This window comes from Streptomyces sp. NPDC048565 (genome assembly GCF_040650935.1).
Taxonomy (GTDB): domain Bacteria; phylum Actinomycetota; class Actinomycetes; order Streptomycetales; family Streptomycetaceae; genus Streptomyces.
Genome location: NZ_JBEZIH010000051.1, coordinates 1 through 24,316, shown reverse-complemented (window position 1 = coordinate 24,316; position 24,316 = coordinate 1). Strand labels below are relative to the sequence as shown.

The 24,316-nt window shown below is 72.1% G+C and carries 20 protein-coding genes and 1 pseudogene; 12 read left to right on the top strand and 9 right to left on the bottom strand.

Annotated elements, in window-relative coordinates; translation table 11 throughout:
* Window positions 1-140: 140 nt before the first annotated feature.
* The 7 genes from serC to AB0C75_RS35385 form a co-directional block, all read right to left on the bottom strand.
* Window positions 141-1,259 carry a phosphoserine transaminase gene (serC, locus tag AB0C75_RS35415; protein WP_362896577.1) on the bottom strand — a complete coding sequence of 373 codons (1,119 nt, stop codon included), beginning with the start codon at window positions 1,257-1,259 and terminating at the stop codon, window positions 141-143.
* Between the two features lie 129 nt (window positions 1,260-1,388).
* The gene (locus AB0C75_RS35410; RefSeq protein ID WP_362896575.1) at window positions 1,389-2,597 is read right to left on the bottom strand and encodes a cytochrome P450; all 1,209 of its coding nucleotides are present in this window, start codon (window positions 2,595-2,597) and stop codon (window positions 1,389-1,391) included.
* Window positions 2,594-3,814 carry a cytochrome P450 gene (locus AB0C75_RS35405; RefSeq protein WP_362896573.1) on the bottom strand — a complete coding sequence of 407 codons (1,221 nt, stop codon included), beginning with the start codon at window positions 3,812-3,814 and terminating at the stop codon, window positions 2,594-2,596. Before AB0C75_RS35405 ends, AB0C75_RS35410 begins: the two co-directional genes overlap by 4 nt.
* 11 nt (window positions 3,815-3,825) lie before the next feature.
* Window positions 3,826-4,485 (bottom strand): ATP/GTP-binding protein, encoded by a 660-nt coding sequence (locus AB0C75_RS35400; protein WP_362896571.1) that lies wholly within the window; start codon window positions 4,483-4,485, stop codon window positions 3,826-3,828.
* Window positions 4,466-4,837: a DUF742 domain-containing protein gene (locus AB0C75_RS35395; RefSeq protein WP_362896569.1), complete on the bottom strand. Its 372-nt coding sequence runs from the start codon at window positions 4,835-4,837 to the stop codon at window positions 4,466-4,468. The genes AB0C75_RS35400 and AB0C75_RS35395 overlap by 20 nt, the downstream gene beginning before the upstream one ends.
* Complete coding sequence (locus AB0C75_RS35390; protein WP_362896567.1) at window positions 4,834-5,268, bottom strand: roadblock/LC7 domain-containing protein; 435 nt, start codon at window positions 5,266-5,268, stop codon at window positions 4,834-4,836. Before AB0C75_RS35390 ends, AB0C75_RS35395 begins: the two co-directional genes overlap by 4 nt.
* A complete protein-coding gene (locus AB0C75_RS35385; protein WP_362896565.1) occupies window positions 5,265-6,761 on the bottom strand; it encodes an ATP-binding protein in 1,497 nt (498 codons plus the stop codon). The genes AB0C75_RS35390 and AB0C75_RS35385 overlap by 4 nt, the downstream gene beginning before the upstream one ends.
* A gap of 444 nt (window positions 6,762-7,205) precedes the next feature.
* Here AB0C75_RS35385 and AB0C75_RS35380 point away from each other — a divergent pair, with 444 nt between their 5' ends.
* On the top strand, window positions 7,206-8,975 hold the full coding sequence (locus AB0C75_RS35380; RefSeq protein WP_362896579.1) for an LCP family protein: 1,770 nt from the start codon (window positions 7,206-7,208) through the stop codon (window positions 8,973-8,975).
* Window positions 8,976-9,304: 329 nt separating this feature from the next.
* On the opposite strand, the gene AB0C75_RS35375 is transcribed toward AB0C75_RS35380, so the two are convergent.
* Together AB0C75_RS35375 and AB0C75_RS35370 are read right to left on the bottom strand one after the other, a co-directional pair.
* A complete protein-coding gene (locus AB0C75_RS35375) occupies window positions 9,305-10,474 on the bottom strand; it encodes a serine hydrolase domain-containing protein (protein ID WP_362896563.1) in 1,170 nt (389 codons plus the stop codon).
* A gap of 74 nt (window positions 10,475-10,548) precedes the next feature.
* Complete coding sequence (locus AB0C75_RS35370) at window positions 10,549-11,469, bottom strand: LysR family transcriptional regulator (RefSeq protein ID WP_362896561.1); 921 nt, start codon at window positions 11,467-11,469, stop codon at window positions 10,549-10,551.
* A gap of 192 nt (window positions 11,470-11,661) precedes the next feature.
* Between AB0C75_RS35370 and AB0C75_RS35365 the strand changes: the two are divergent.
* From AB0C75_RS35365 to AB0C75_RS35315, 11 genes and pseudogenes are all read left to right on the top strand, one after another.
* Window positions 11,662-12,600, top strand: a pseudogene (locus AB0C75_RS35365) (EamA family transporter); the annotation flags it as partial.
* 547 nt (window positions 12,601-13,147) lie between these two features.
* Window positions 13,148-13,957, top strand: coding sequence for a TIGR03084 family metal-binding protein (locus AB0C75_RS35360; RefSeq protein ID WP_362896559.1), 810 nt, complete (start codon window positions 13,148-13,150; stop codon window positions 13,955-13,957).
* A complete protein-coding gene (locus AB0C75_RS35355; protein ID WP_362896557.1) occupies window positions 13,954-15,696 on the top strand; it encodes an acyclic terpene utilization AtuA family protein in 1,743 nt (580 codons plus the stop codon). The genes AB0C75_RS35360 and AB0C75_RS35355 overlap by 4 nt, the downstream gene beginning before the upstream one ends.
* Window positions 15,693-17,288 (top strand): carboxyl transferase domain-containing protein, encoded by a 1,596-nt coding sequence (locus AB0C75_RS35350; protein ID WP_362896555.1) that lies wholly within the window; start codon window positions 15,693-15,695, stop codon window positions 17,286-17,288. The genes AB0C75_RS35355 and AB0C75_RS35350 overlap by 4 nt, the downstream gene beginning before the upstream one ends.
* Before the next feature lie 8 nt (window positions 17,289-17,296).
* Window positions 17,297-19,303, top strand: a complete 2,007-nt coding sequence (locus AB0C75_RS35345) for a biotin carboxylase N-terminal domain-containing protein (RefSeq protein ID WP_362896553.1) — start codon at window positions 17,297-17,299, stop codon at window positions 19,301-19,303.
* The gene (locus AB0C75_RS35340) at window positions 19,300-20,466 is read left to right on the top strand and encodes an acyl-CoA dehydrogenase family protein (protein ID WP_362896551.1); all 1,167 of its coding nucleotides are present in this window, start codon (window positions 19,300-19,302) and stop codon (window positions 20,464-20,466) included. Before AB0C75_RS35345 ends, AB0C75_RS35340 begins: the two co-directional genes overlap by 4 nt.
* A 108-nt stretch (window positions 20,467-20,574) precedes the next feature.
* Complete coding sequence (locus AB0C75_RS35335; protein WP_362896549.1) at window positions 20,575-22,152, top strand: 4-coumarate--CoA ligase family protein; 1,578 nt, start codon at window positions 20,575-20,577, stop codon at window positions 22,150-22,152.
* Window positions 22,149-22,889: an enoyl-CoA hydratase family protein gene (locus tag AB0C75_RS35330; protein WP_362896547.1), complete on the top strand. Its 741-nt coding sequence runs from the start codon at window positions 22,149-22,151 to the stop codon at window positions 22,887-22,889. The genes AB0C75_RS35335 and AB0C75_RS35330 overlap by 4 nt, the downstream gene beginning before the upstream one ends.
* Window positions 22,877-23,455, top strand: a complete 579-nt coding sequence (locus tag AB0C75_RS35325) for a TetR/AcrR family transcriptional regulator (protein ID WP_362896546.1) — start codon at window positions 22,877-22,879, stop codon at window positions 23,453-23,455. Before AB0C75_RS35330 ends, AB0C75_RS35325 begins: the two co-directional genes overlap by 13 nt.
* A 123-nt stretch (window positions 23,456-23,578) precedes the next feature.
* Window positions 23,579-23,728 carry a hypothetical protein gene (locus tag AB0C75_RS35320; protein WP_362896544.1) on the top strand — a complete coding sequence of 50 codons (150 nt, stop codon included), beginning with the start codon at window positions 23,579-23,581 and terminating at the stop codon, window positions 23,726-23,728.
* A 104-nt stretch (window positions 23,729-23,832) separates the two neighbouring features.
* A partial coding sequence (locus AB0C75_RS35315) for a hypothetical protein (RefSeq protein ID WP_362896542.1) occupies window positions 23,833-24,316 on the top strand: 484 nt, incomplete at its 3' end.

Here is a 24,316-nt window from a genome sequence, read left to right as displayed (position 1 = left end):
AGGGAACGACGCCCCCGGTTGATCGAACGGTCCCGGACCTCGAAGTCCATCGCACTCCCCGAGCTGGGGTGTTGCGACGACCACTAGAACCCAAGCCGGGGGTGTGCGGGGCCGTTCCGAACAGGCTGGTGGGGCGGGCGTCAGAGCTTGTCGATCACGTAGTCGATGGACGCCGTGAGCGCCTGTACGTCCGCCGGGTCGATCGCCGGGAACATCGCCACGCGCAGCTGGTTGCGGCCCAGCTTGCGGTACGGCTCCGTGTCGACGATGCCGTTGGCGCGGAGCACCTTGGCGACGGCCGCCGCGTCGATGCCGTCCTCGAAGTCGATCGTGCCGATGACCTGAGAGCGCTTCGCCGGGTCGGTGACGAACGGGGTGGCGTACTTGGACTCCTCGGCCCAGCCGTACAGGTGCTGCGAGGACGCTGCCGTGCGGCCCGTCGTGAAGTCCAGGCCGCCCTGGGTGTTCATCCACTTCAGCTGCTCGTTCAGCAGGAAGAGGGTGGCCAGCGCCGGGGTGTTGTACGTCTGGTTCTTCAGGGAGTTGTCGATCGCCGTGGGCAGCGAGAAGAACTCCGGGACGTGCCGGCCGGAGGCGTGGACGCGCGCGGCGCGGTCCAGGGCCGCCGGGGAGAACACGCCGATCCACAGGCCGCCGTCGGAGGCGAAGGACTTCTGCGGGGCGAAGTAGTAGACGTCGGTCTGGGTGATGTCGACCGGCAGGCCGCCCGCGCCCGAGGTGGCGTCCACCAGGACCAGGGAGCCGTCGTCGGCGCCCGCGACCCGCTTGACGGGGGCCGCGACACCGGTGGAGGTCTCGTTGTGGGTGAAGGCGTAGACGTCGACGCCCGCCTCGGCCTTCGGGTCCGGGTGGGTGCCCGGCTCGGAGGCGATGACGGTCGGGTCGGCCAGCCACGGGGCGAGCTTGGCGGCCTTCGCGAACTTCGAGGAGAACTCGCCGAAGTTGAGGTGCTGGGACTTCGACTCGATCAGACCGTGCGTCGCGACGTCCCAGAAGGCGGTGGACCCGCCGTTGCCCAGGATGACCTCGTAACCCTCGGGGAGGGAGAAGAGGCTGCGTACGCCGTCACGTACCTCGCCGACCAGGTTCTTCACAGGAGCCTGGCGGTGGGACGTACCGAGAAGGGAGGTGCCGGTCGCGGCGAGCGCGTCGACCGCCTCCGTCCGCACCTTGGAGGGCCCGGCGCCGAAACGTCCGTCGGCGGGCTTGAGGTCTGCGGGAATCTGGATGTCAGCCACGACCCGGAGCGTAGTCCCTCCCGGACACGGTCGAGGACCGTGTCCGTCGGATGAGACGCGCGCTCCGGGACGTGGCTGACGCGATCGGCCCGGGACCGGCCCGGGTCGACCGGGAGCCGTGCGGGGGCGTCAGCCCAGGTCGACCGGGAGCTCGTACAGGTCGTTCTGCGTCACGATCGGCTTGTTCCGCAGGTGGGAGGCCGGTACCGCGAGGTCCAGGTCGGGGAAGCGCTCGTACAGCGCGGGCAGCGCGACCCCCGCCTCCAGCCGGGACAGTGCGGCGCCCGGGCAGACGTGCGGGCCGTGGCCGAAGGCGATGTGGCGGTTGGGGGAGCGGGTGATGTCGAACTCGCCCGCCGTCGCCCCGTACTGCTGCTCGTCGCGGCCCAGCGCGCCGAACGACACGATGAGCGCCTCGCCCTTCGGCAGGACCTTGTCGCCGACCTCGATGTCCTCGGTCGCGAAGCGGATCAGGACGTGCGAGGTCGGGGTGTTCCAGCGCAGCGTCTCCTCGATCACGTTCTCCCAGGGCACCTCGCCGCTCAGCACGCGCTTGCGCTGCTCGGGGTGGGTCTGGAGCGCCTCGACGACATTGACGACCAGGCTGATCGTGGTCTCGTGACCGGCCGCGATGATCAGTTGCAGTGTGTTGACGATCTCCTCGTCGGAGAGGTGGTCGCCCTCCTCGGACGCCGCGATCAGGGCGCTGGTGAGGTCGTCGCCGGGGTTCGTCCGCTTGTCGTCGACGATCTTCGTGAAGAGGGTGCCGAGGTCCGCCATCATCTGCGGGACCTCGTCGGGCGGGGTCTGCGTGGAGAAGAACTTCTCGAACAGCATCTTGAGCCGGGGGTGGTCGGCCGCGTCGACACCCATCAGTTCGCTGATGACGTTCATCGGCAGCGGGTAGGCGAACTCGGCCTTCAGGTCGACCGCCTCGCCCTTGGGCAGCGCCGCGAGCCGGTCGAGGGAGGCGTTCGTCAGCGCCTCGATGCCGGCGCGCAGCCGCTCGACCCGCTTCACCGTCAGCGCCTGCGCGACCAGGCTGCGCAGCCTGCGGTGCTCGGAGCCGTCGACGGTCAGCATGGAGCGGCCCGGGTTGGCGAGGCCGATCAGCGGCCAGTCCATCGGTATCTCACCGCGCTGCCAGGCGTTCCATACGTCGATGTCCTTGACCACCCGGCTGTCGGTGAGCAGCTGGCGCGCCTCGGCGTGGTGCGTCACCGCGTAGCAGTGCACCCCGCCGGGGAGTTCCACCTCGGCCAGCGGGCCGGCGGCGCGCAGTGCCGCGCTCTCGGTGTCGAGGTCGGCGACGAGGGGATCGAGGGCGATCCGGGTCATTTCTGGCCTCCAAGTGCGGGGGTGGGCGTGAAGTGCACCGGCAGTTCCGTCAGCCCGCGCAGCCACGGGGACGGGCGCCGGGTCAGCTGGTCCTCGGGGACGGCGAGGTCGACGTCCGGGAGCCGATCCAGGAGCACCTCGATCCCCGTACGGGCGATGACCTCCGCGGTCTCCTGGGCGGGGAACGGGCAGCGGTGCTCGCCGTGGCCGAAGGAGAGGAACGCGTTGTTGCCGCCGGTCAGCGTGGAGCCGTCGGTGCGTACCTGCGGGTCGCCGTTGGCGGCGGCGATACCGAGGAGCAGGAGGTCCCCGGTGCGGATGTGGCGTCCGCCGATGTGGGTGTCCCGGGACGCCCAGCGGCCCGCGACGTTCTGGGTGGGGGTGTCCTCCCAGAGCACCTCGTTCATGGCTTCGGCGACGCTGTGCCGGCCGCCGGACAGGGACGCGGCGAAGCGGTCGTCGGTGAGCATCAGGCGCAGCGAGTTGCCCATCCAGTCGGCGGTCGGCTGGTGGCCAGCCGCCATCATCACCATGAGGTCCTGCGCGACCTCCTCGTCGGTGAAGCCGCCCGGGTCCTGGAGCATCCGCGTCGCGACGTCGTCACCGGGGACGACGTGCTTGTCGGCGAGGAGCTGGAACATGGCGCCGCCGAGGTGCTGCTGGCCGGCCAGGGCCCGTTCGCGGCCATCGATCATGTCGTTGAGCGCGCCGACGAGCGGCCCGCCGACCGCGTCGCTGAATCCGTAGATCCTCGCCAGGACACGGGCGGGCAGCAGCATCGCGTAGTCGGCGATGATGTCGGTGCGGCCGGTGGAGCAGAAGCGGTCGATGAGGTCGTCGGCGAACTCCTCGGCGTACTGCTTGAGCACGAAGGGGTCCACGCCCTCCAGCGCGTTGCTGATCATGGTGGCGCGCACGGTGTGCCGTTCGCCGACCGTGTAGAGGATCGACGGCTGCTTGTGGCCGATCATCGGCAGCAGCGGCCAGTCGTCCGGGATGTGCTCCCACTGGTTCCACAGGTCCGAGTCGCGGCTGAAGAGCACCGGGTCGTTGGTGACCTGGTGCAGCTCCCGGTAGCCGAGGATCAGCCACGCGGGTACGTCGCCGTCGAGCACCACGGGGGCCACGGAGCCCTGGTCGCGGCGCATGTCCCGGTACAGCTGCACGGGGTCGGTCTGGAACCTGGGTCCGGACAGCGGTGAGAAGGTCTCGGACATGGGGCACTTGGTCACGGGGTGTGCTCCGGGGTCATGGCCGCCGTGCCCTGGCCGCCGCTGAGGGCGGGGGCCGCGGCGCTCTTCGCGCGGGCGACGGCGAGTGCGTGGACGTGCTCGACCAGCGTGATCAGGACGTACTTGCTGGAGGAGCGGTCCCGGGCGTCGCACTCGACGAGCGGCACGTCGGGGGAGAGGTCGAGGGCCTCGCGGATCTGCTGTTCGGTGTGGAGCGGGCCGCCGAAGTCGTTGCACGCGACGATGAACGGCGTGCCGTGGTGCTCCAGCCGGTCGATCGCGTACCAGGAGTCGGCGAGCCGCCGGGTGTCGGCGAGGACGACGGCGCCGAGGGTGCCGGAGAAGAGGCGGTCCCAGAGGAACCAGAAGCGTTCCTGGCCCGGTGCGCCGAAGAGGTAGAGGACCGAACGCGCGTCGAGCGTGATGCGGCCGAAGTCGAAGGCGACCGTGGTGGACGTCTTGGAGTGCACCCCGTCGAGGTCGTCGACGGCTTCGCCCGCGCTGGTCATGGTCTCTTCCGTGTTGAGCGGACGGATCTCGCTCACGGATCGGACCATGGTGGTCTTGCCGACCCCGAAGCCGCCGACAACGACGATCTTCAGTCCGTTGTCGGCCGTCGCCTGCAGGGCGGCACGGTCAGAGGTTGCGGAGTCCAACGAGCACCTGTTCCAGGGTGTCGGTGTCGGGGAGCCGGTCCTCGACACGTGCAGTACGGGGGTGGCGGGCGCTGATCCGGCCGGTGTCCAGCAGGTCGCACAGCATGATGCGGACGATGCCGATGGGCAGATCCAGGGTGGCCGAGATCTCGACGACCGCGGTGGGGCGTTGGCACATCCGCAGGATCGCGACGTGCTCCGACTGCATCCCGGAGGTCGGTTCGCACTCGGCGACGACGAGCGTCACCAGGTCGAACGCGGCCGAGTCCGACCGGCTGCGGCCACCCGTCAGGGTGTACAGCCGGTCCGGGTCGTCGTCGCGTCCGGGGCGGGGGCGCGGGACGGGAGTCATACGTCAGCGGTTTCCGTCGCCGGGGCGCCGGCCCCGCCGCGTGGTGGGGCGACGAGGTGTTCGCCGAGCTGCTCGACGAGTTCGCTCATGTTGTGGCCGACGAGGCCGACGTCGGAGTCCTCGGCCGCCACGACGGCCAGGTGGGCGCCCGCGCCCGCCTCGACGATGAAGAGCACGCCGCCGTAGAACTCGGTCATCGCGGACCGTACGCCGCCGGTGCCGTCACCGAACTCGACGGACGCGCCGTGCGACAGGCTCTGGATGCCGGCGGAGATCGCTGCCAGCTGGTCGGCCTGGTCGACGGAGAGTTCGGGGGTGCGGCACAGTTTCAGGCCGTCCCGTGACAGGACGAGAGCGTGCCGGGCGCCGGGGGTGCGGTCGAGCAGCCCCTCCAGCAGCCAGTTCAGCTTCTCGTCGGTGGTCGCGCTCATCGGGTGTTGCCTTCTTCCGGGTGCGGGGAATTGGCTCGTACGGCCTGGCTGAAGGTGCTGAAGCGGGCAGCCTGCACCTTCGGGTCGGTGGTACGAGGCCTGGGGGAATCGGCTTCGCCGGGGGCGCCGTTGCCGCCGGTACGGGCCTCCGCGGCGGCCAGGGTGCGGCCACGGCGGCGCTTGGGCAGTCCGCTCTCGCCGAACTGGGGGACGGCACCGGTGGATTCGGACGCGGACTCGCTGTCCGTGCGGGACGTGGACCCGGGGGTGTCCGCGGCGGCCGGGTCGCGCTTCTCCGCGTCGGGCGTGGTGTGGGCCGGCTCGGGCTCGGGGCGCCGGGCGGGCCGCGCCGGGGCGGCGGCCGGTGTGGGCGTACGGGAGATGAGCTCCTGCGGCAGCATCATCAGCGCGCCCGTGCCGCCGCGCGCCGACGGCCGGAAGGAGACGGTCAGGCCGTGCTTCCTGGCCAGCCGGCCGACGACGGTGAGACCGAGCCTGGTGCCGGAGAGGCCCGTGAGGTCCTGGTCGGATGCGGACACGGCGCGCTCGGCGCGGCGCAGCTGTACATCGCTCATCACCAGGCCGCTGTCCTCGACGGTGACGACGATGCCCGCCGGGACCTCCTCGACGTACACATGCACCTCGGCGGTGGGCGGCGAGAAGTTGGCGGCGTTGTCGAGGAGTTCGGCCAGGGCGTGCATGACGCCTTCGGCGGCGTGGCCGGCGATGGCCACGTCGCTGGTCGAGTGGAGGCGGATGCGCTGGTAGCCGCCGATACGGCCCATGGCGCCGCGCAGGATGGACTCCATCACGATCGGCTTGGCCCAGCGGCGTCCGGAACGCGCCCCGGTCAGCACGGCGATGGAGTCGGCGAGACGGCCCGCCTGGGCCGTGCGGTGATCCAGGTGCAGCAGATCGCCGAGCACGTCCTCGGCGGTGTGCCGGTGCTCCATCTCGCGCAGGTCGGCCAGCATGCTCGTGGCCAGGGCCTGCATCCTGCCCGCGGCGTTGGCGCAGGCGGCGACCGCGGCGGAGCGCTCGGTCTCGCTGCGCCGGGCGCGGGCGGTGAGCCGCGCGGTCTCGGTGGTGAGCCGTTCGCGCTGCTCGGCGGCGTCGGTGGTGATCCGGCTGATCCGGGCGTCGGCCTCGGCGGTGAGCCGGGCCGTCTCGGCGGCGGCGGCAGCCTTGAGCCGGGCGGTCTCGGCGGTGAAGCGCTGGGCCTCGGCGGCCGAGTTCGAGACGAGGCGGGAGGTCTCGGCGGTGAAGCGCTGCGCCTCGGCGGCCCTCAGGGCGCGCATATGGCGTGCGGTGGCGAGTGTGTGGACCGTGACGGCCACCGCGGCGCACAGCACGACGGCGGCGGCGCCCGCGCCCCAGGCGAGTGGGGTCCGTACCGAGTCGGGAGCGGCGGCGACCGCCCACAGGCACAGAGCGCAGGTGATGGCTGCCGATATCAGCAGGGCGTATGCGGTCGGCCGGAGTGAAGGGCGCAATCGGAGTCCTCGGGGCGGACGGTGCGGCGGGAGGGGCAGATGAGCAGGGACAATCGGGATATATCGGTGCGGTGATGGTGAAAGAACCACAACTGGAGCTGATTGTTCCCGATCAAGTCACGGCAACTATAGGAGAATTGGCGACTTGTTTGGGGATTCCTTGTGGCTACTTCTGTATGAAATCTGGCTTGAATCGACTTGGTTCGTGTCTTGTTGTCGGTGTTCCCGGGTGTGAGTGGCGGGACAGGCGGGCGAGTCGCGACGAATGTGACGATATATCCCCTGTGTGGGGCTTGATTTGTCACGATCGTCGCTCGCGAGCCGGTGGCCAGCTAGTGTGAGCGCTCCGGTGCGTCCGACCTCCCAGGTCGGCACTGCCGTAAGACACACCGCGCGCCTTGAAGGGGGAGGCGCCGCGTGGCCCCGACGGAGGACGCAGCAACCGTGGACGCGCAAGGCCGTGGGCGGGACGAGGGAATCGACCCCGCAGACCAGTGGGTACTCAACCCGGACACCGGTGATTACGAACTGCGACTGACCCCTTCCCCAGGGCGATCGTCGGCGTCGGCGGGTGCCCCCGAGGCGAGAACGCCCGGGGCGCGCCGTACACCGACGCCGGAGGCGGCGCCGCCCGGCGACCGGGCCTCCGTGCCCGGGCAGCGCAGCGGGCGCCGGGGCTCCGGCGGCGGGCGCGGGGACCGGGGGGACCGGGACGATGCGCGGAAGCCGGGGGGCCGGGCGGCGCCGCCCACCACCGGACGCCGCAAGGCCAAGCCCAAGAAGTCCCGTAAGAAGAAGGCCCTGGTGTGGACCGGCGGCGTGCTGGCCTTCCTGCTGGTGGGCACCGGCACCGCGGGCTATCTCGTGTACCAGCACTTCAACGGGAACATCACGGCCCTGTCCACCGATGGGGCCGGCACCGGCGGCTTCAGCAAGGACCGGGCGATCAACGTCCTGGTGATCGGCACCGACAAGCGGACCGGCGAGGGCAACGAGGGCTACGGGGACGCGGGCAGTGTCGGCCACGCCGACACCAACATCCTCTTCCACGTCTCCAAGGACCGTACGAACGCGACCGCGCTCAGCATCCCGCGTGACCTGATAACGGACATCCCGAACTGTCCGACCAAACTGGACGGGGAGACGAAGGACATCCCCGGCACCACGGGCGACCGCTTCAACACCAGCCTCGGACAGTCCGACCGCACCCCCAGCTGCACCATGAGGACCGTCACCGAGCTCACCGGCCTCGAGGTCGACCACTTCATGGTGGCCGACTTCAACGCGGTCAAGTCCCTGACGACGGCCGTCGGCGGTGTGGAGGTCTGCCTCGCCAAGGACATCGACGACAAGGACTCCCACCTCAAGCTCCCCAAGGGGAAGCACACCATCGAGGGTGAAGAGGCCCTGTCCTTCCTGCGTACGCGCCACTCCGTCGGATTCGGCAGCGACCTGAGCCGCATCGAGATCCAGCAGCAGTTCCTGAGCTCGTTGATGCGCAAGCTGAAGTCCAACGACACCCTGACCAGCCCCACCAAGATGTGGACGCTCGCGGAGGCCGCCACCAAGGCCCTCACCGTCGACGACAAGATCTCCGACATAAACCAGCTCCGCAAGCTGGGCATGGAGCTGGCGTCGGTCGACCCCAAGAACATCACCTTCGCCACCGTCCCGGTGCGGGACAACCCGGATGACGCGGCGACCGTCGTGCTCGACGACGCCAAGTCCGAGAAGGTCTTCTCGATGATGCGTGAGGACGTCTCCTTCACCGCGGTGGAGAAGCAGGAGAAGGCGGCGGCGAAGGCCAAGAACGACGCCAAGCTGAAGGGCGAGAAGGCCGCGGCCGGGGACGTGCGGGTCGACGTCTACAACGGCGGCGCCCCCGCCGGCTCCGCGCAGGCCGCCCTGGACTGGCTCCAGAACGAAGAGGGCGTACTCAAGTCCGCGAACCAGGCGAACGCCTCGGAGAACGTGAAGAAGACGCAGCTCGTCTACGCCCCCAACCAGGCGGACCAGGCCCGCCGGCTGGCCGACATGATGGGCCTGACGGCCTCGGCCCTGAAGCCGACGAAGACGGACGCGGGCGAGATGGACCCGATGACGCTGACCCTGGGCCCGGACTTCACGGAGGCGGGCAGCCCGCTCTCGGCCCCTGGCAAGACACCGGAGGGCGTCCAGCGAGTGGAGGCGGACAAGACGGTCTGCGCCGAGTAGCCGAGGCCGCCCGGGGGGCCCGGCCGGACGGGCCCCGCCCGAGTGGCCCGGGGGGCCCGGCCGGCCCTGCACGACGGGCCGGCCTTGCGCCAGTGGCCGGTCCCGCGCCACGGGCCCGGCCTCGCACCACCCGCCCGGCCCGGCGCATCCAGCCCGTCCGGCGTTTGAGGACGGAACCCTCGCGTGGATCCGGGCGAGTCCTGTCCGCAAGCCGCACCCCGGCACGGCCGACCCCGGCACGGCCGACCCCGGCACGGCCGACCCCGGCACGGCCGACCCCGGCACGGCCGACCCCGGCACGGCCGACCCCCGCAGGAGAGGGCCCCGCGTCAGACCTTCGCGACGGCCGAACTCACCGCCGCAGACAGCCGCTCGTTCTCCGGCGCGGCTCCCCCGGGGAGGGCGAACCGGCGCCGGGTGTAGCCGTAGGCAACGCCGCTGACCGGATCGGCGTACGCCTGCGACCCGGCGGCCCCCGAGTGCCCGAAGGCACCGTCGCCCAGGGCCGGGTAGACCTGCTGCTGCGCCTCGAAGCCGAGAGCGAACGGGTCGATCGCGGCGGTCACCACATCGGTCCCCCTCCACCGCACGCGCCCAACCTCGGCCACCGTCTCCGGCGTGAGCAGCGCCGGCCTCCCGGCGAGTCCGGAGATCGCCGCGGCGTACATCCCCGCCAGTCCACGCGCCGAGCCGACCCCGCCGACCGAGGCCGGGCCGAGTGCGCGTACCGCGCGGCTGTTGCCGAGTGCGACCAGGTCGAGCGGCGGGTCCGAGGCGTAGCCGAACGCGAGCGCCATCAGGCCGTCCAGGTCGATCGGGTTCGCCGCGGCCTCCGCCGCCTGCTCGGGCGTGGCCACGCCGGGCCGGACGCCCACGTGGCGATGTTCGAGCTCCTCGGGCAGGCCGAGGTGGAAGTCCAGCCCGTAGGGCGCGCGTACCCGCTCCTCGAAGATCTCCTGGATCGAGCGCCCGGTGGTCCGGCGGACCACCTCGCCGGTGAGGGCGCCGATCACCAGCGCGTGGTAGCCGTTCTCCGTGCCGGGCGTCCAGTAGGGGCGCTGTCCCGCCAGCCGCGCCGCGATGACACGGTCGTCGGCCAGCTCCTCGATGGTGAACCCGCCGTCCGCCCAGATCAGTCCGGCCCGGTGCGAGATCAGCTCGCGCACGGTCAGTTCGCCCTTGCCCTCGGCGGCGAACTCCGGCCAGTAGGACGCGACCGTACGGTCAGGACCGATGACGCCGTCCTGGATGAGCAGGGCGACGACGAGGTGTGCGGCGCCCTTGGTCGAGGAGTACACGGAGGGCAGGGAGTCCCCGGTGATGCCCTCCCCGGCCCACAGATCCACGACGAGGCGGTCACGGTGATACACGGCCAGTTGGCTGCCCGGCTCCGTGTGGTCCGCGGCCAGCACGGCGGCGAACTCCTCCCGTACGCCCTCGAAGCCCGCAGCGACCGTGCCGTGCACGGTGATGGTGGCGGTGTCGCCGGTGTCCGTCATGGAACTCCCCCAGAATCGATCGGCTCGTTCGTTACACGGGTCCCAACTCCCGTGCATCGCGGGCCCATTCCCGGCTACGACAGGAAATTTCCGGGGCGCAGGGGGTGTTCGCGGGCGACGACCTCCCGGGCGAGCGCCGCCAGTCGGGGAAGCGCGGGATGGCCCGGCCCGTCCCGGCGGACCAGCAGGACGGGGAGCGGCGGGGCGTCGGTCAGCGGCACGTAGGCGACACCGGCGTACGGGTGCATCTGGGCGGTGGAGGTCCCCGAGACCCCGACGCCCCGCCCGGCCGCGATGGCGGTGATCCAGTCGTCGGTGTTGGCGACGGTCACGGTGGCGGCCGGCCGGGCGTCGGGGGGCCACAGGGCGAGCGTGGTGGTGCCCGAGACGGTGTTCAGGACGACCGCGTCACCGGTCAGATCGGCCAGCGACAGCGAGGCGCGGGCGGCGAGCGGGCCGTCGGCGGCCACGGCCGCGACCCGGGTCTCGGTGAACAGCACCTCGGTGATGAGCCCCGGGGCGTCCACGGGCCCGCGCAGCAGGGCCGCGTCCACCTCGCCGCGTGTGAGGCCGGCCGTACGGTCGTCGATGCGCAGCAGTTCGAGCGGGGTGTCAGGATGCCGCTGCTGCCAGGTCCGCAGCAACGGCGTGGTGTACGGGCCGAGCGCGGACCAGGCGTGCCCGATCCGCAGCGGCCAGTGGTGCAGCCGGCCCGGGTCGAGGGCCGCGTCGAAGGCGCCGACGGCGGCGGCCGCCCTGTCGCGGAAGGCGACGCCTTCGGGGGTGAGCGCGAGATGGTGGGTGGACCGGTCGACGAGCCGGACGCCCAGGTGCCTCTCCAGGGCGGCGAGCGTACGCGAGACGACGGGCTGGGTGACCCGGAGCCGGTCGGCGGCCCGTGTGACGCTGCCCGTGTCGGCGATGGCGAGGAAGGCCCGCAGATGCCGGACCTCGATGCCCCGTCCGCCGTTACCCGCGCCTTGTCCGGTGCTCATGCCAGCGCTCATGTCTGCGGAGCATAACGGGAGCGCAATCGGCATTTCACGGGAGGCGCGCGCATCCCTACGGTGAGGGCGTGAACGGCCGCACGGCGAGGGGTGTGACCCTCATCGGGTGGTGCCGTAACGTAGACCTGCTGGTGCACTCCAGTGGACTCGATGTCCATGGAACTCGATGAAAGGTTTCCGGTGAACGACCCGCGCGTTGCCGCAGAGCCGGCCGCTGCCGTTGCCGTACCCGAGGCGGTGTCCGCGCTCGACGAGCCGGGTCACGGCCGGCCGGGGCGGCCCGGGGCCAGGAGGGCCGCGCTCGGCCCGGTCGCGCTGGTCGTGGCGGGCGGGCTCTCCGTCCAGTTCGGCGCGGGGGTCGCCGTCCTGCTGATGCCGAGGGCGGGCGCGCTGGGTGTCGTCACCCTGCGCCTCGCCGTGGCGGCGGTCGTGCTGCTGGCTGTCTGCCGGCCGAAGCTGCGGGGGCACTCGCGCGCCGACTGGGGCACGGTGCTCGCCTTCGGCGTCGCGATGGGCAGCATGAACATGCTCTTCTACCAGGCCGTCGACCGCATCCCCCTCGGCGTCGCCGTGACCCTGGAGGTGCTGGGTCCGCTCGCCCTGTCCGTCATCGCCTCCCGCCGTCTGGTCAACCTCCTCTGGGCGGCGCTGGCACTGGGCGGCGTCCTCCTGCTCAGCGGCGGCGGCTTCGACCGGCTGGATCCGGTCGGGGCGGCGTTCGCCCTGTGCGCGGGCGCCATGTGGGCGACGTACATCATCTTCAGTGCCCGCACAGGCCGCCGCTTCCCGCAGGCGGACGGGCTGGCCCTGGCCATGGTGGTGGCGACCGTCCTCTCGCTGCCCTTCGGCATCGTGGAGGCGGGCTCGAAGCTCCTGGTCCCCACCACCCTGGCGCTCGGTGCGGCCGTGGCGCTGCTGAGCTCGGTCCTCCCGTACACCCTCGAACTCATGGCCCTGCGCCGGCTGCCCGCACCCACCTTCGCGATCCTGATGAGCCTCGAACCGGCCATCGCGGCCATGGCGGGCTTCCTCCTCCTCGACCAGGCCCTCTCGACGACCGACGCGCTGGCCATCGCCCTGGTCATCGGGGCGAGCATGGGCGCGGTCCGCAGCCAGACGTCCCGCCGGACGTCCCGCCGGACGGTGCGCACCGTGTCGTCGCGCCGGGAGCGGGCGCGGGAGGCACGATGGAAGGGAGCGGAGGAAGGAGGCCCGCGCATGGGATCCGCGAAGGAAACAGACGAGTACGACGGGCTGTACGCCCACACCCCCTCGCAGGCCGAGGGTGACCGCGACGAACCGCCCGTGCGCGGCCGGACCCCTGAGACCCACCCCGACGTCCCTCGCACCGAACCCTCGCAGGCCGAGGGCGACCGCACGGAGTAGGCGGGGGCCGCCGGCCGTGACGCGGGTCCGGCGGTCGTGGGGAAGTTGCGGACCACATGGCACCCGAAATGACCGATTCGAGGGTCCGAAACCCCCGCCGCCAAGAGCGTGGTGCTGACCGTGCGCTGGCCCTCCGTCCCCGGCTACCGCGCGGCGGGCTAGTTGTGCCGCAGTCGGCGAGGCAGATGTCCGGCCAGAAAATCATGCAAGCATGCTTGCTTGTTTTCGGGGCCGCTGGCATGCTCCGGGGCACACCGCCACGCCCCGAGGGGAGCGCACCGTGCCCGACGCATCGGCCGTGACCGCCGCCGTGCTCGACGACATGCGTGAGGAGAGCGACGAACTCGACCTGCTGGTCGCCGGGTTGAGCGCACAGGAGTGGGCCGTGCCGACCCCCGCCGAGGGCTGGACCGTCGCCCACCAGATCGCTCACCTCAACTGGACCGACGAGGTGGCCCTGACCGCCGCCACCGAGCCCGATGCCTTCGCCGCCGAGGTCGGGAAGGCGCTCGCCGCCCCCGAGACCTTCGTCGGCGACGCGGCCGACGAGGCCGTCGCCGCCCTGACGCCCCAGGCGCTGCTCGTGGAGTGGCGGACCGGCCGGGCCCGGCTCCAGGAGGCGCTCCGGGCGGCGCCCGCCGGGGCGAAGATGCCGTGGTACGGGCCACCCATGAGCGTCGCGTCGATGGCGACCGCACGGCTCATGGAGACCTGGGCCCATGGGCAGGACGTCGCCGACGCGTTGGGTGTGGGCAGGAAGCCGACCGCCCGGCTGCGGCACGTCGCCAGGATCGGCGTACGGGCCCGGGACTACGCCTATGCCGTACGGGGGATGCGTCCGCCCGCCGAGCAGTTCCGGGTGGAACTGCGCGCCGAGGACGGCGGACTGACCGTGTACGGGCCCGAGGACGCCGCCCAGCGGGTCACCGGGCCACTGCTCGATTTCTGCCTGCTCGTCACCCAGCGCGCCCACCGGGACGATCTCGCCGTCCGGGCCGTGGGCGCCGACGCCGGGCAGTGGCTCGACATCGCGCAGGCCTTCGCCGGACCGGCGGGACCCGGGCGGCCGCCACGGGGGGCCGGTCGGTGAGCGGGCGAGTGGCCCAGCCGGTGACCCCGCCCCCGCCGCTGCGTATCGGTAATGCGTCCGGGTTCTACGGTGACCGCTTCGACGCCGTGCGCGACATGCTCACCGGTGGCCCGCTGGACGTCCTCACCGGGGACTACCTCGCCGAACTCACCATGCTGATCCTGGGCCGCAGCCGCCTCAAGGACCCCGCTCGCGGATACGCCTCCACCTTCCTGCGGCAGCTGGAGGAGAGTCTGGGGCTCGCCCACGAGCGGGGCGTGAAGATCGTCACCAACGCCGGCGGACTCAATCCGGCCGGACTCGCCGACGCCGTACGGGAGCTGGCGGACCGGACCGGCGTCCCCGCGCGCGTCGCGTACGTCGAGGGCGACAGCCGCCCCGTGCCCGAGGGGTACCTCACCGCCAACGCCTACCTCGGCGGCGCCGGCATCGCCGCCTGCCTGCGGGCCGGGGCCGACATCGTCGTCACCGGCCGGGTCACCGACGCAGCCCTAGTCACCGGGCCCGCCGCCGCCCACTTCGGCTGGGGGCCTGACGCCCGCGACGCCCTCGCCGGAGCGGTCGTCGCCGGGCATGTCCTGGAGTGCGGTACCCAGGCGACCGGCGGCAACTACGCCTTCTTCGGCGACCACGACGTCCGCCGCCCCGGATTCCCGCTGGCCGAGATCCACGAGGACGGAAGCAGCGTCATCACCAAGCACGACGGCACGGGCGGCGTCGTCGACATCGGTACGGTCACCGCTCAGCTGCTGTACGAGACCGGCGGCGCCCGCTACGCGGGACCCGATGTCACCGCCAGGCTCGACACCGTCGACCTGACGGCGGACGGGCCGGACCGGGTGCGGATCGGCGGTGTGCGGGGCGAGGCGCCGCCGCCCACGCTGAAGGTCGGGCTCAACCGGCTCGGCGGGTGGCGCAACGAGGTCGTCTTCGTGCTGACCGGGCTCGATATCGAGGCCAAGGCCCGGCTCGTGCGGGAGCAGTTCGCCGACGCCCTCGACCGCGCGGGCCCGGCCCCCGCCGAGGTGCGGTGGGAGCTCGCGCGCACCGACCGGGCCGACGCCGGCACCGAGGAGACCGCGAGCGCCCTGCTCCGGCTCGTCGTGCGCGACCCGGACGCGGAGGCGGTCGGCCGGGCGGTGTCGGGGGCCGCCGTCGAGCTTGCGCTCGGCAGCTACCCGGGCTTCCATGTGACGGCCCCGCCCGGGAAGGGCGCGCCGTACGGGGTGTTCGAGGCGGCGTACGTACCGGCCGGGGAGGTCGAGCACGTCGCCGTGCTGCCCGACGGGGAACGCGAGACCGTTCCGCCGGCCCCGGGGCCGTACCAGGAGCTTGGCGAGGTCCCGGAGCCGGATCTCCCGGAGCCGCTGCCCGCCGGGCCCACCCGTACCGTCCCCCTCGGCCGCGTGGCCGGCGCCCGCAGTGGCGACAAGGGCGGGGACGCCAACGTCGGCGTGTGGGTGCGCACGGACGAGGCCTGGCGTTGGCTGAGCCATGAGTTGACCGTCGAGCGGTTCGTGGAGCTGCTGCCGGAGACCGGCGGGCTCACCGTCGTACGCCATGTCCTTCCCCGGCTGCGGGCGCTCAACTTCGTCGTCCACGGCCTCCTCGGCGAGGGCGTCGCCGCGCAGGCGCGCTTCGATCCGCAGGCCAAGGCGGTGGGGGAGTGGTTGCGGTCCCGGCATCTGCCCGTGCCCGTACAGCTGCTGGATCCGGACCGACCGGAGGTGCACACATGACCGTCCTGCCCACCGCACTCGACACCGCGGGCCCCGAATACGCCGCCCATCGCGAGGCCATGCTCGCGAAACTCGCCGAGCTGGACAGTGAGCACGCCAAGGCCCTGGCGGGCGGCGGCGAGAAGTACGTGGACCGGCACCGGGGGCGCGGCAAGCTGCTCGCCCGTGAGCGGATCGAGCTGCTGGTCGACCCCGAAACGCCGTTCCTCGAACTGTCCCCGCTCGCCGCCTGGGGGAGTGACTATGCGGTCGGCGCCTCGCTCGTCACCGGGATCGGGGTCGTGGAGGGCGTCGAGTGCCTGATCACCGCCAACGACCCGACCGTACGCGGCGGCGCTTCCAACCCCTGGACCCTGAAGAAGGCCCTGCGCGCCAACGAGATCGCCTTCGCCAACCGGCTGCCCTGCATCTCCCTGGTGGAGTCCGGGGGCGCCGACCTGCCCTCGCAGAAGGAGATCTTCATTCCGGGCGGGGCGCTGTTCCGTGATCTCACCCGGCTGTCCGCCGCCCGGATCCCCACCGTGGCCGTGGTGTTCGGGAACTCCACCGCGGGCGGGGCGTACGTCCCCGGCATGTCCGACCACACCGTGATGATCAAGGAGCGGTCCAAGGTCTTCCTCGGCGGCCCGCCCCTGGTGAAGATGGCCACCGGTGAGGAGAGCGACGACGAATCGCTCGGCGGCGCCGGGATGCACGCCCGCACCTCAGGACTCGCCGACCACTACGCCGTCGACGAGCACGACGCGCTGCGCCAGGCCCGCCGGATCGTCGCCCGGCTCAACTGGCGCAAGGCGCACCCGGATCCGGAGCCCGCACAACCGCCGAAGTACGACGAGGACGAGCTGATCGGGATCGTGCCCGGTGACCTCAAGGTCCCCTTCGACCCGCGCGAGGTCATCGCCAGGATCGTCGACGGCTCGGACTTCGACCCGTTCAAGCCGCTCTACGGGACCAGCCTGGTCACCGGCTGGGCCCGGCTGCACGGCTATCCCGTCGGCATCCTCGCCAACGCGCAGGGCGTGCTGTTCAGCGAGGAGTCGCAGAAGGCCGCACAGTTCATCCAGCTCGCCAACCAGCGCGACATCCCGCTGGTCTTCCTGCACAACACCACCGGCTACATGGTCGGCAAGGAGTACGAGCAGGGCGGCATCATCAAGCACGGCGCCATGATGATCAACGCGGTGTCCAACTCCAAGGTCCCGCACCTCTCCGTGCTGATGGGAGCCTCCTACGGCGCCGGGCACTACGGCATGTGCGGCAGGGCCTACGACCCGCGCTTCCTCTTCGCCTGGCCGAGCAGCAAGTCCGCCGTCATGGGCCCCCAGCAGCTCGCCGGCGTCCTCTCGATCGTCGCCCGCGCCTCATCCGCGGCGAAGGGCCTGCCCTACGACGACGAGGCGGACGCCGGGCTGCGCGCCATGGTGGAGCAGCAGATCGAGTCCGAGTCGCTGCCGATGTTCCTCTCGGGACGGCTGTACGACGACGGGGTCATCGACCCGCGTGACACCAGGACCGTCCTCGGGATGTGCCTGTCAGCGATCCACACGGCCCCGGTCGAAGGCGCGCGGGGCTTCGGCGTCTTCCGGATGTGAGGGAACGGATGATCACCGCACTGCTTGTCGCCAACCGGGGCGAGATCGCCTGCCGGATCTTCCGCACCTGTCGTGAGCTGGGCATTTCCACCGTCGCCGTGTACTCGGACGCGGATGCCGACGCCCTGCACGTACGGGATGCCGACATCGCCGTACGTCTGCCGGGGGCCGCGGCGGCCGATACGTATCTGAGGGGCGACCTCGTCGTGGCTGCGGCGCTCGCCGCCGGGGCCGACGCCGTGCACCCGGGGTACGGCTTCCTCTCGGAGAACGCCGGGTTCGCCCGGGCCGTGCAGGACGCCGGGCTCGTCTGGGTGGGGCCGCCGGTCAAGGCCATCGAGCTGATGGCGTCCAAGACCCGGGCCAAGGAGCTGATGGCCGCCGCCGATGTGCCGCTGCTCGCGCCGGTCGACCCGGGGAACGCCACCGCCGCCGATCTGCCCCTGCTGCTGAAGGCGGCCGCGGGCGGCGGGGGACGCGGGATGCGGATCGTACGGGAACTGGACGCGCTGCCCGCCGAGCTGACCGCTGCCGCCGCAGAGGCGTCCTCCGCCTTCGGGGACGGTGAGGTCTTCGCCGAGCCGTACGTCGAACGGGGCCGGCATGTCGAGGTCCAGGTCATGGCGGACGGACACGGCGCGGTGTGGGCGCTCGGCACCCGCGACTGCTCGCTCCAGCGCCGCCACCAGAAGGTCATCGAGGAGGCGCCGGCGCCCGGCCTCGACGACACACTGCGGCAGCGGCTGCACGACGCGGCCGTCGCCGCCGCGCAGGCGGTGGGCTACCGGGGCGCGGGGACCGTCGAGTTCCTCGTATCGTCCGAGGGGCGCCCGTACTTCCTGGAGATGAACACCCGCCTCCAGGTGGAACACCCCGTCACCGAGGCCGTGTTCGGGCTCGATCTCGTCGCCCTGCAACTGCGGATCGCGGAAGGCGGATCACTGCCCGCCGCCACGCCCCCGCCTGCCTCGGGGCATGCCGTCGAGGCCCGGCTGTACGCCGAGGACCCCGCGCGTGACTGGCAGCCACAGACCGGGGAGCTCCTCACACTCGATGTGCCCGAAGAGCCCGGCATCCGCCTCGACACCGGCTACACCGGCGGCGACTCCATCGGGGTGCACTACGACCCGATGCTGGCCAAGGTCATCGCCCACGCCCCCACCCGCACCGAGGCCGTCCGCCTCCTCGCCCGCGCCCTGGAACGCGCCCGCATCCACGGCCCGGTCACCAACCGGGAGCTTCTCGTACGCTCCCTGCGCCACCCGGACTTCGTCGCGGCACGCCTCGACACCGGTTTCTACGACCGGCACCTGGCGGCTCTGACGGAGACCGGCGCGCCCGGCGGGGACGGGGACGGCACACCCGGCGATGACACCGCCCGTCGGCTGGCCGCCACCGCGGCGGCGCTCGCCGCAGCGTCGGCCGCGCGGTCCCTCGCCGGCCCCGCCCGCTTCGGCGCCTGGCGCAACCTCCCCTCGCAGCCGCAGACCAGGCGCTACCGGGCGGGCGCCGAGCCCGACGGCGCCGTGTACGAGATCGCCTACCGCACGGGCCGCGGCGGCCCCCCCGCCCCCGAGACCGGTGAGCGGGTCGTCGCCGTCGGCCCCGGTGCGGTCACCCTCGAAACGGGTGGCGTGACCAGGCACTTCACCGTCACCGTCCACCGCGAGCAGACCTATGTGGACACCACGTCCGGCTCGTACACCTTCACCGCCCTGCCCCGCTTCACCGACCCGGCCGAACGCACCGAACCCGGCTCCCTGCTCGCCCCCATGCCAGGCACCGTCGTCCGCGTCGCCGACGGGCTCGCGCCGGGCGCGAGCGTCGAGGCCGGGCAGCCGCTGATCTGGCTGGAGGCGATGAAGATGGAGCACCGCGTCCTCTCCCCCGCCTCCGGCACCCTCACCGCGCTGCACGCCGCCCCCGGACTCCAGGTCGAGGTCGGCGCCCTGCTCGCCGTAGTACAGGACGCACCCGCTGAAGCACCTGCGCACCAGGAGGAGACGACCCCGTGAGCACAGTCCTCGAAACCGCAGAGCACAAGGCACTCCGCGCCGCAGTCGCCGCCCTCGGGCAGCGCTTCGGCCGCGAGTACAGCACCGGCCTCGCCCGCAAGGGCGAACACCCCCGTGAACTCTGGGAGGAGGCAGGCAAGCTGGGCTACCTCGGCGTCAACCTCCCCGAGGAGTACGGCGGCGGAGGCGCCGGCATGGCCGAACTCTCCATCGTCCTGGAGGAGCTGGGCGCCGCCGGCAGCCCCCTCCTCATGATGGTCGTCTCCCCGGCGATCTGCGGCACGGTCATCGCCCGCTTCGGGACCGAGGCCCAGAAGCGGGCCTGGCTTCCCGGTCTCGCCGACGGATCCCTGACCATGTCGTTCGGGATCACCGAGCCCGACGCCGGCTCCAACTCGCACCGCATCACCACCACCGCGCGCCGCGACACCGGGGGCGGCTGGGTCCTCGACGGCCGCAAGGTCTTCATCTCCGGCGTCGACATCTCCGACGCCACACTGATAGTCGGCCGCACCGAGGACGCCAGGTCCGGCAGCCTCAAGCCCTGCCTCTTCATCGTTCCCCGCGACACCCCGGGCTTCAGCCGTACCCAGATCGACATGGAACTCCAGGCCGCCGAGAAGCAGTTCGAGCTGGTACTGGACGAGGTGAAGCTGCCCGCCGACGCACTGGTCGGCGAGGAGGACGCCGGGCTGCTCCAGCTCTTCGCCGGGCTGAACCCCGAGCGCATCATGGGCGCCGCCTTCTCCATCGGCATGGGCCGCTACGCCGTCGAACGGGCCGTGGACTACGCCAGGACCCGCACCGTCTGGAAGGGCGCGCCCATCGGCGCACACCAGGCCATAGCCCACCCGCTGGCCCAGGCGCACATCGAGCTCGAGCTCTCCCGGCTGATGATGCAGAAGGCGGCGAGGCTCTACGACGACGGTGATGACACAGGGGCGGGCGAAGCCGCCAACATGGCGAAGTACGCCGCAGCCGAAGCCTGCGTCAGGGCCGTCGACCAGGCCGTCCACACCCTCGGCGGCAACGGCCTCACCCGCGAGTACGGCCTGGCCTCGCTCATCACGGCCGCCCGTGTCTCCCGTATCGCACCCGTCAGCCGGGAAATGATCCTCAACTACGTCTCCCACCAGACCCTGGGCCTGCCGAAGTCCTACTGACGTCCTGATGACGTCCTCCTGACGTCGTCGTCGGTCATGTCCCGGGTCTCCCCATCCGCCCCCATCAGGGGCGATTCTGGCTCTCCACCCGCGTCGAAGGGGACCGCAATGGTGTTCCACAGCGAGTACGCAGACGTTCCGCCCCTCGAAACACCCATCCACGAAGCGGTCCTCGGCCACGCCACGGACTTCGGTGACACCCCCGCCCTGATCGACGGCACCGACGGGACGACCGTCACCTACAGCCAGCTCGACACCTTCCACCGGCGGATCGCCGCGTACCTCGCCGCCGCCGGGCTGCGCAAGGGCGACGTACTCGCCCTGCACAGCCCCAACACGATCGCCTACCCGCCCGTCTTCTACGGGGCGACCCGGGCCGGCGCCACCGTGACCACCAGCCACCCGCTCGCCACGGCGGAGGAGTTCGCCAAACAGCTGGGGGACTCGGGCGCCCGCTGGATCGTCACCGTGTCCCCGCTCCTCGACGTCGCCCACCGCGCCGCCGCACTCGCGGGCGGCGTCGAGGAGATCTACGTCTGCGACCGGGCCGAAGGACACACCTCCGTACTCGACATGCTGGGCTCCACCGCCCCCGAACCCGGCATCACCTTCGACCCGGCCGAGGACGTCGCCGTACTCCCGTACTCCTCGGGTACCACCGGCGCGCCCAAGGGCGTCATGCTCACCCACCGCTCCATCGCCACCAACCTGGAGCAGGTACGCCCCTTCGTGCCCCTCGGCGAGCGCGACCGGATCCTGGCGGTGCTGCCCTTCTTCCACATCTACGGACTGACCGCCCTGATGAACGGGCCGCTGCGCTACGGCGCCACGGTCGTCGTCCTGCCCCGCTTCGACCTCGCCCAGTTCCTCGAAACGATCCAGGCCCACCGCATCACCGGCTTGTACGTCGCGCCGCCCATCGTGCTGGCCCTCGCGAAACACCCGCTCGTCGGTGACTACGACCTCTCCTCGCTGGAGTACATCGTCAGCGCCGCCGCACCCCTGGACGCCGGACTCGCCGCCGCCTGCTCCACCCGGCTCGGCCTCCCCGCCGTACGGCAGGCCTACGGGATGACGGAACTCTCGCCCGGCACCCACGTCGTGCCCCTCGACGCGGAGAACCCGCCGCCCGGCACCGTCGGCAAGCTGCTGCCCGGCACCCGGATGCGGATCGTCTCGCTCACCGACCCCGGCATCGACGTCCCCACCGGCACCGCGGGCGAGATCCTCATCCAGGGCCCCCAGGTCATGAAGGGCTACCTCGGCCGCCCGGACGCCACCGACGCCATGATCGACGCCGACGGCTGGCTGCACACCGGGGACGTCGGCCGCGTCGACACGAACGGCTGGCTGTACGTCGTCGACCGGGTCAAGGAACTCATCAAGTACAAGGGCTACCAGGTCGCCCCCGCCGACCTGGAGGCACTGCTCCTGACCCACCCCGGGATCGCCGACGCCGCCGTCATCGGCGTCCACGACGCCGAGGCCAACGAGGTCCCCAAGGCCTACGTGGTCCGACGGGCCGGCGCGGACGGCCTCACGGAGGCCGACGTCATGGCGTACGTCGCCGAGCGCGTCTCCCCGTACAAGAAGGTCAGACAGGCCGAGTTCATCGACGCGGTACCCCGCGCGGTCTCCGGCAAGATCCTGCGGCGCGAGCTGCGCGACCGGGAGAAGCCGCGATGACCCTGGCGCCCCCGTCCCACGAGCGCGGCATCACCACGCTCACCCTCGACTCCCCGGCCAACCGCAACGCGCTCTCCGCCCGCCTCGTCGGCGAGCTCGCCGGGGCCCTGGAGACCTGCGGGGCGGACGACACCGTACGGGCCGTGGTCCTCACCCACACCGGCAACACGTTCTGCGCCGGTGCCGACCTCACCGCACCGCCCGACCCGCACACCCTGGTCGCCCTGATGCGCGCGATCGTCGCCCTGCCCAAACCCGTCGTCGCCCGGGTCACAGGACACGTACGGGCCGGCGGCCTCGGGCTGCTCGGGGCGTGCGACATCTCCGTCGCGGGGCCGGGGGCCTCCTTCGCCCTCACCGAATCGCGCCTGGGCCTCGCCCCCGCAGTGATCTCCCTGCCGCTGCTGCCCCGCCTCGACGCCACCGCCGCCGCCCGCTACTTCCTCACCGGTGAACGCTTCGACGCGACGGAGGCCGCACGCATCGGCCTCGTCTCGCTCGCCGCCGGCCCCGAGGGTGCGGACAAGGCACTCGTACCGGTACTGGACGGACTGCGCAGGGCCTCCCCACAGGGGCTGGCGGCATCGAAGGAGCTGGTCACAGCTACTGTGCTGAAGAGTTTCGACAGCCACACCGAAGACGTCATCGCCCGGTCGGCGGCACTCTTCGCCTCCGACGACGCGCGGGAGGGGATGACGGCCTTCCTGGAACGACGGGATCCCGCATGGGTGCTGTGACGCCCCCGAAGCAGGACAGGAGCCGCGCCACCCGGCAGCGGCTCCTGGCATCGGCGGTCGCCTGCCTCGCCGAACACGGCTGGGCGGGCTCCACCGTCTCCGTCGTCGCCGAACACGCCGGGGTTTCACGGGGCGCCGCCCAGCACCACTTCCCCACCAGGGAGGACCTGTTCACCGGCGCCGTCGAACACGTCGCCGAGGGACGCTCCGCCGCGCTGCGCGCCCTGCCCGTCCAGGGCCGCGCGGAGGTCGTCGCCGCGCTCGTCGACCTGTACACGGGACCGCTCTTCCGCGCCGCGCTCCAGCTCTGGGTCGCCGCGTCGAACGAAGCCCAGCTCAGGCCCAGGGTCACCGAACTCGAAGCACGGGTGGGCCGCGAGACCCACCGCATCGCCGTCGAGCTGCTCGGCGCCGACGAGACCCGGCCCGGGGTACGCGAAACGGTCCAGGGACTCCTGGACATGGCCCGAGGCCTGGGCCTCGCCAACCTGCTCACCGACGACACGGCGCGACGCGAGAAGGTGGTCGCGCAGTGGGCGGCCCTGCTCGACGACGCCCTGGGCTGAGGGGCCGGCCTCGCCGAACTCCCTTGGTCACCCCGGGCGTTCAGCAGCTGTTGCCCTCAAGGGCACGTCCGGCTGGGACGATCCTGTGCGTCGAACGATGAAGTGGCACAGGAGGCGGTTCGCATGCCCGACCGGGCGCTCGCGGTGCTCGTTCCCGCCGGGTTGATCGCCGTGTGTCTCGGTGCCTACCTGCTCTGGGTGCGTCTGGGGACGAAGGAGCCGCTGAAGCACGACAACAGCATGCCGGAGACGCACTTCAGGGAGTCCGACTGAGCCGGTCGTGGTGGGTCGCAGCAGCCCTGCCCGCAGCGGCGGCCGGGGCCGTGTACGGCTGGGCACACTGGTGCTTCCAGGGCCCGTCTTCACCGCCCGCCTGGGTGGCGTGGGCGGGAGGCGGACTCCTGGGACTCGGCGCCTGCGCGGTGTACTTCGCCCGGGTGAGCGGCGGCCGAGGCTTCTTCGGCGGGCTGTTCCTGGCCGCGGGGCTGCTGGCCTCCGTGGCGGCAGCCGACCAGGCGAAGGGGCGGAGCGAGGTCGCGACGTGCGCCGTGCGTGAGGTCCACACCGAGCGCCTCGCCTCCTACGGCGAGGGCGGGCCACCCCGGGCGACCGTGTACCGCCTCGACCTGCGCTGCCCAGGCGGCTACCCCGCCGTACTCAAGGCCGACCGCGCAGTCGCCGCCACCGGGCAGGAGGTGCGCGTCGCCTACGACCCCGAGCGGCGCGTGTCCCCGGCCGTCCAGGGCGACACCTCGCCCTGGGCGGCCGGGGTGGGGGCCGCGGCACTGCGCGCCGCCGACCCCGCGCTCGGCGGGGGGGGTCAGGCCGGCCTCGGGGGGGCCGAGACCTGGGACGGTGCGC

Excerpts from the sequence above, each read along its gene's own strand:
- AB0C75_RS35410 (WP_362896575.1), bottom strand. The coding sequence starts at position 2,597 with ATGACCCGGATCGCCCTCGATCCCCTCGTCGCCGACCTCGACACCGAG.
- AB0C75_RS35405 (WP_362896573.1), bottom strand. The coding sequence starts at position 3,814 with ATGTCCGAGACCTTCTCACCGCTGTCCGGACCCAGGTTCCAGACCGAC.
- AB0C75_RS35395 (WP_362896569.1), bottom strand. The coding sequence starts at position 4,837 with ATGACTCCCGTCCCGCGCCCCCGCCCCGGACGCGACGACGACCCGGAC.
- AB0C75_RS35390 (WP_362896567.1), bottom strand. The coding sequence starts at position 5,268 with ATGAGCGCGACCACCGACGAGAAGCTGAACTGGCTGCTGGAGGGGCTG.
- AB0C75_RS35375 (WP_362896563.1), bottom strand. The coding sequence starts at position 10,474 with ATGACGGACACCGGCGACACCGCCACCATCACCGTGCACGGCACGGTC.
- AB0C75_RS35370 (WP_362896561.1), bottom strand. The coding sequence starts at position 11,469 with ATGAGCACCGGACAAGGCGCGGGTAACGGCGGACGGGGCATCGAGGTC.
- AB0C75_RS35350 (WP_362896555.1), top strand. The coding sequence starts at position 15,693 with ATGACCGTCCTGCCCACCGCACTCGACACCGCGGGCCCCGAATACGCC.
- AB0C75_RS35345 (WP_362896553.1), top strand. The coding sequence starts at position 17,297 with ATGATCACCGCACTGCTTGTCGCCAACCGGGGCGAGATCGCCTGCCGG.
- AB0C75_RS35335 (WP_362896549.1), top strand. The coding sequence starts at position 20,575 with ATGGTGTTCCACAGCGAGTACGCAGACGTTCCGCCCCTCGAAACACCC.
- AB0C75_RS35330 (WP_362896547.1), top strand. The coding sequence starts at position 22,149 with ATGACCCTGGCGCCCCCGTCCCACGAGCGCGGCATCACCACGCTCACC.
- AB0C75_RS35325 (WP_362896546.1), top strand. The coding sequence starts at position 22,877 with ATGGGTGCTGTGACGCCCCCGAAGCAGGACAGGAGCCGCGCCACCCGG.
- AB0C75_RS35320 (WP_362896544.1), top strand. The coding sequence starts at position 23,579 with ATGCCCGACCGGGCGCTCGCGGTGCTCGTTCCCGCCGGGTTGATCGCC.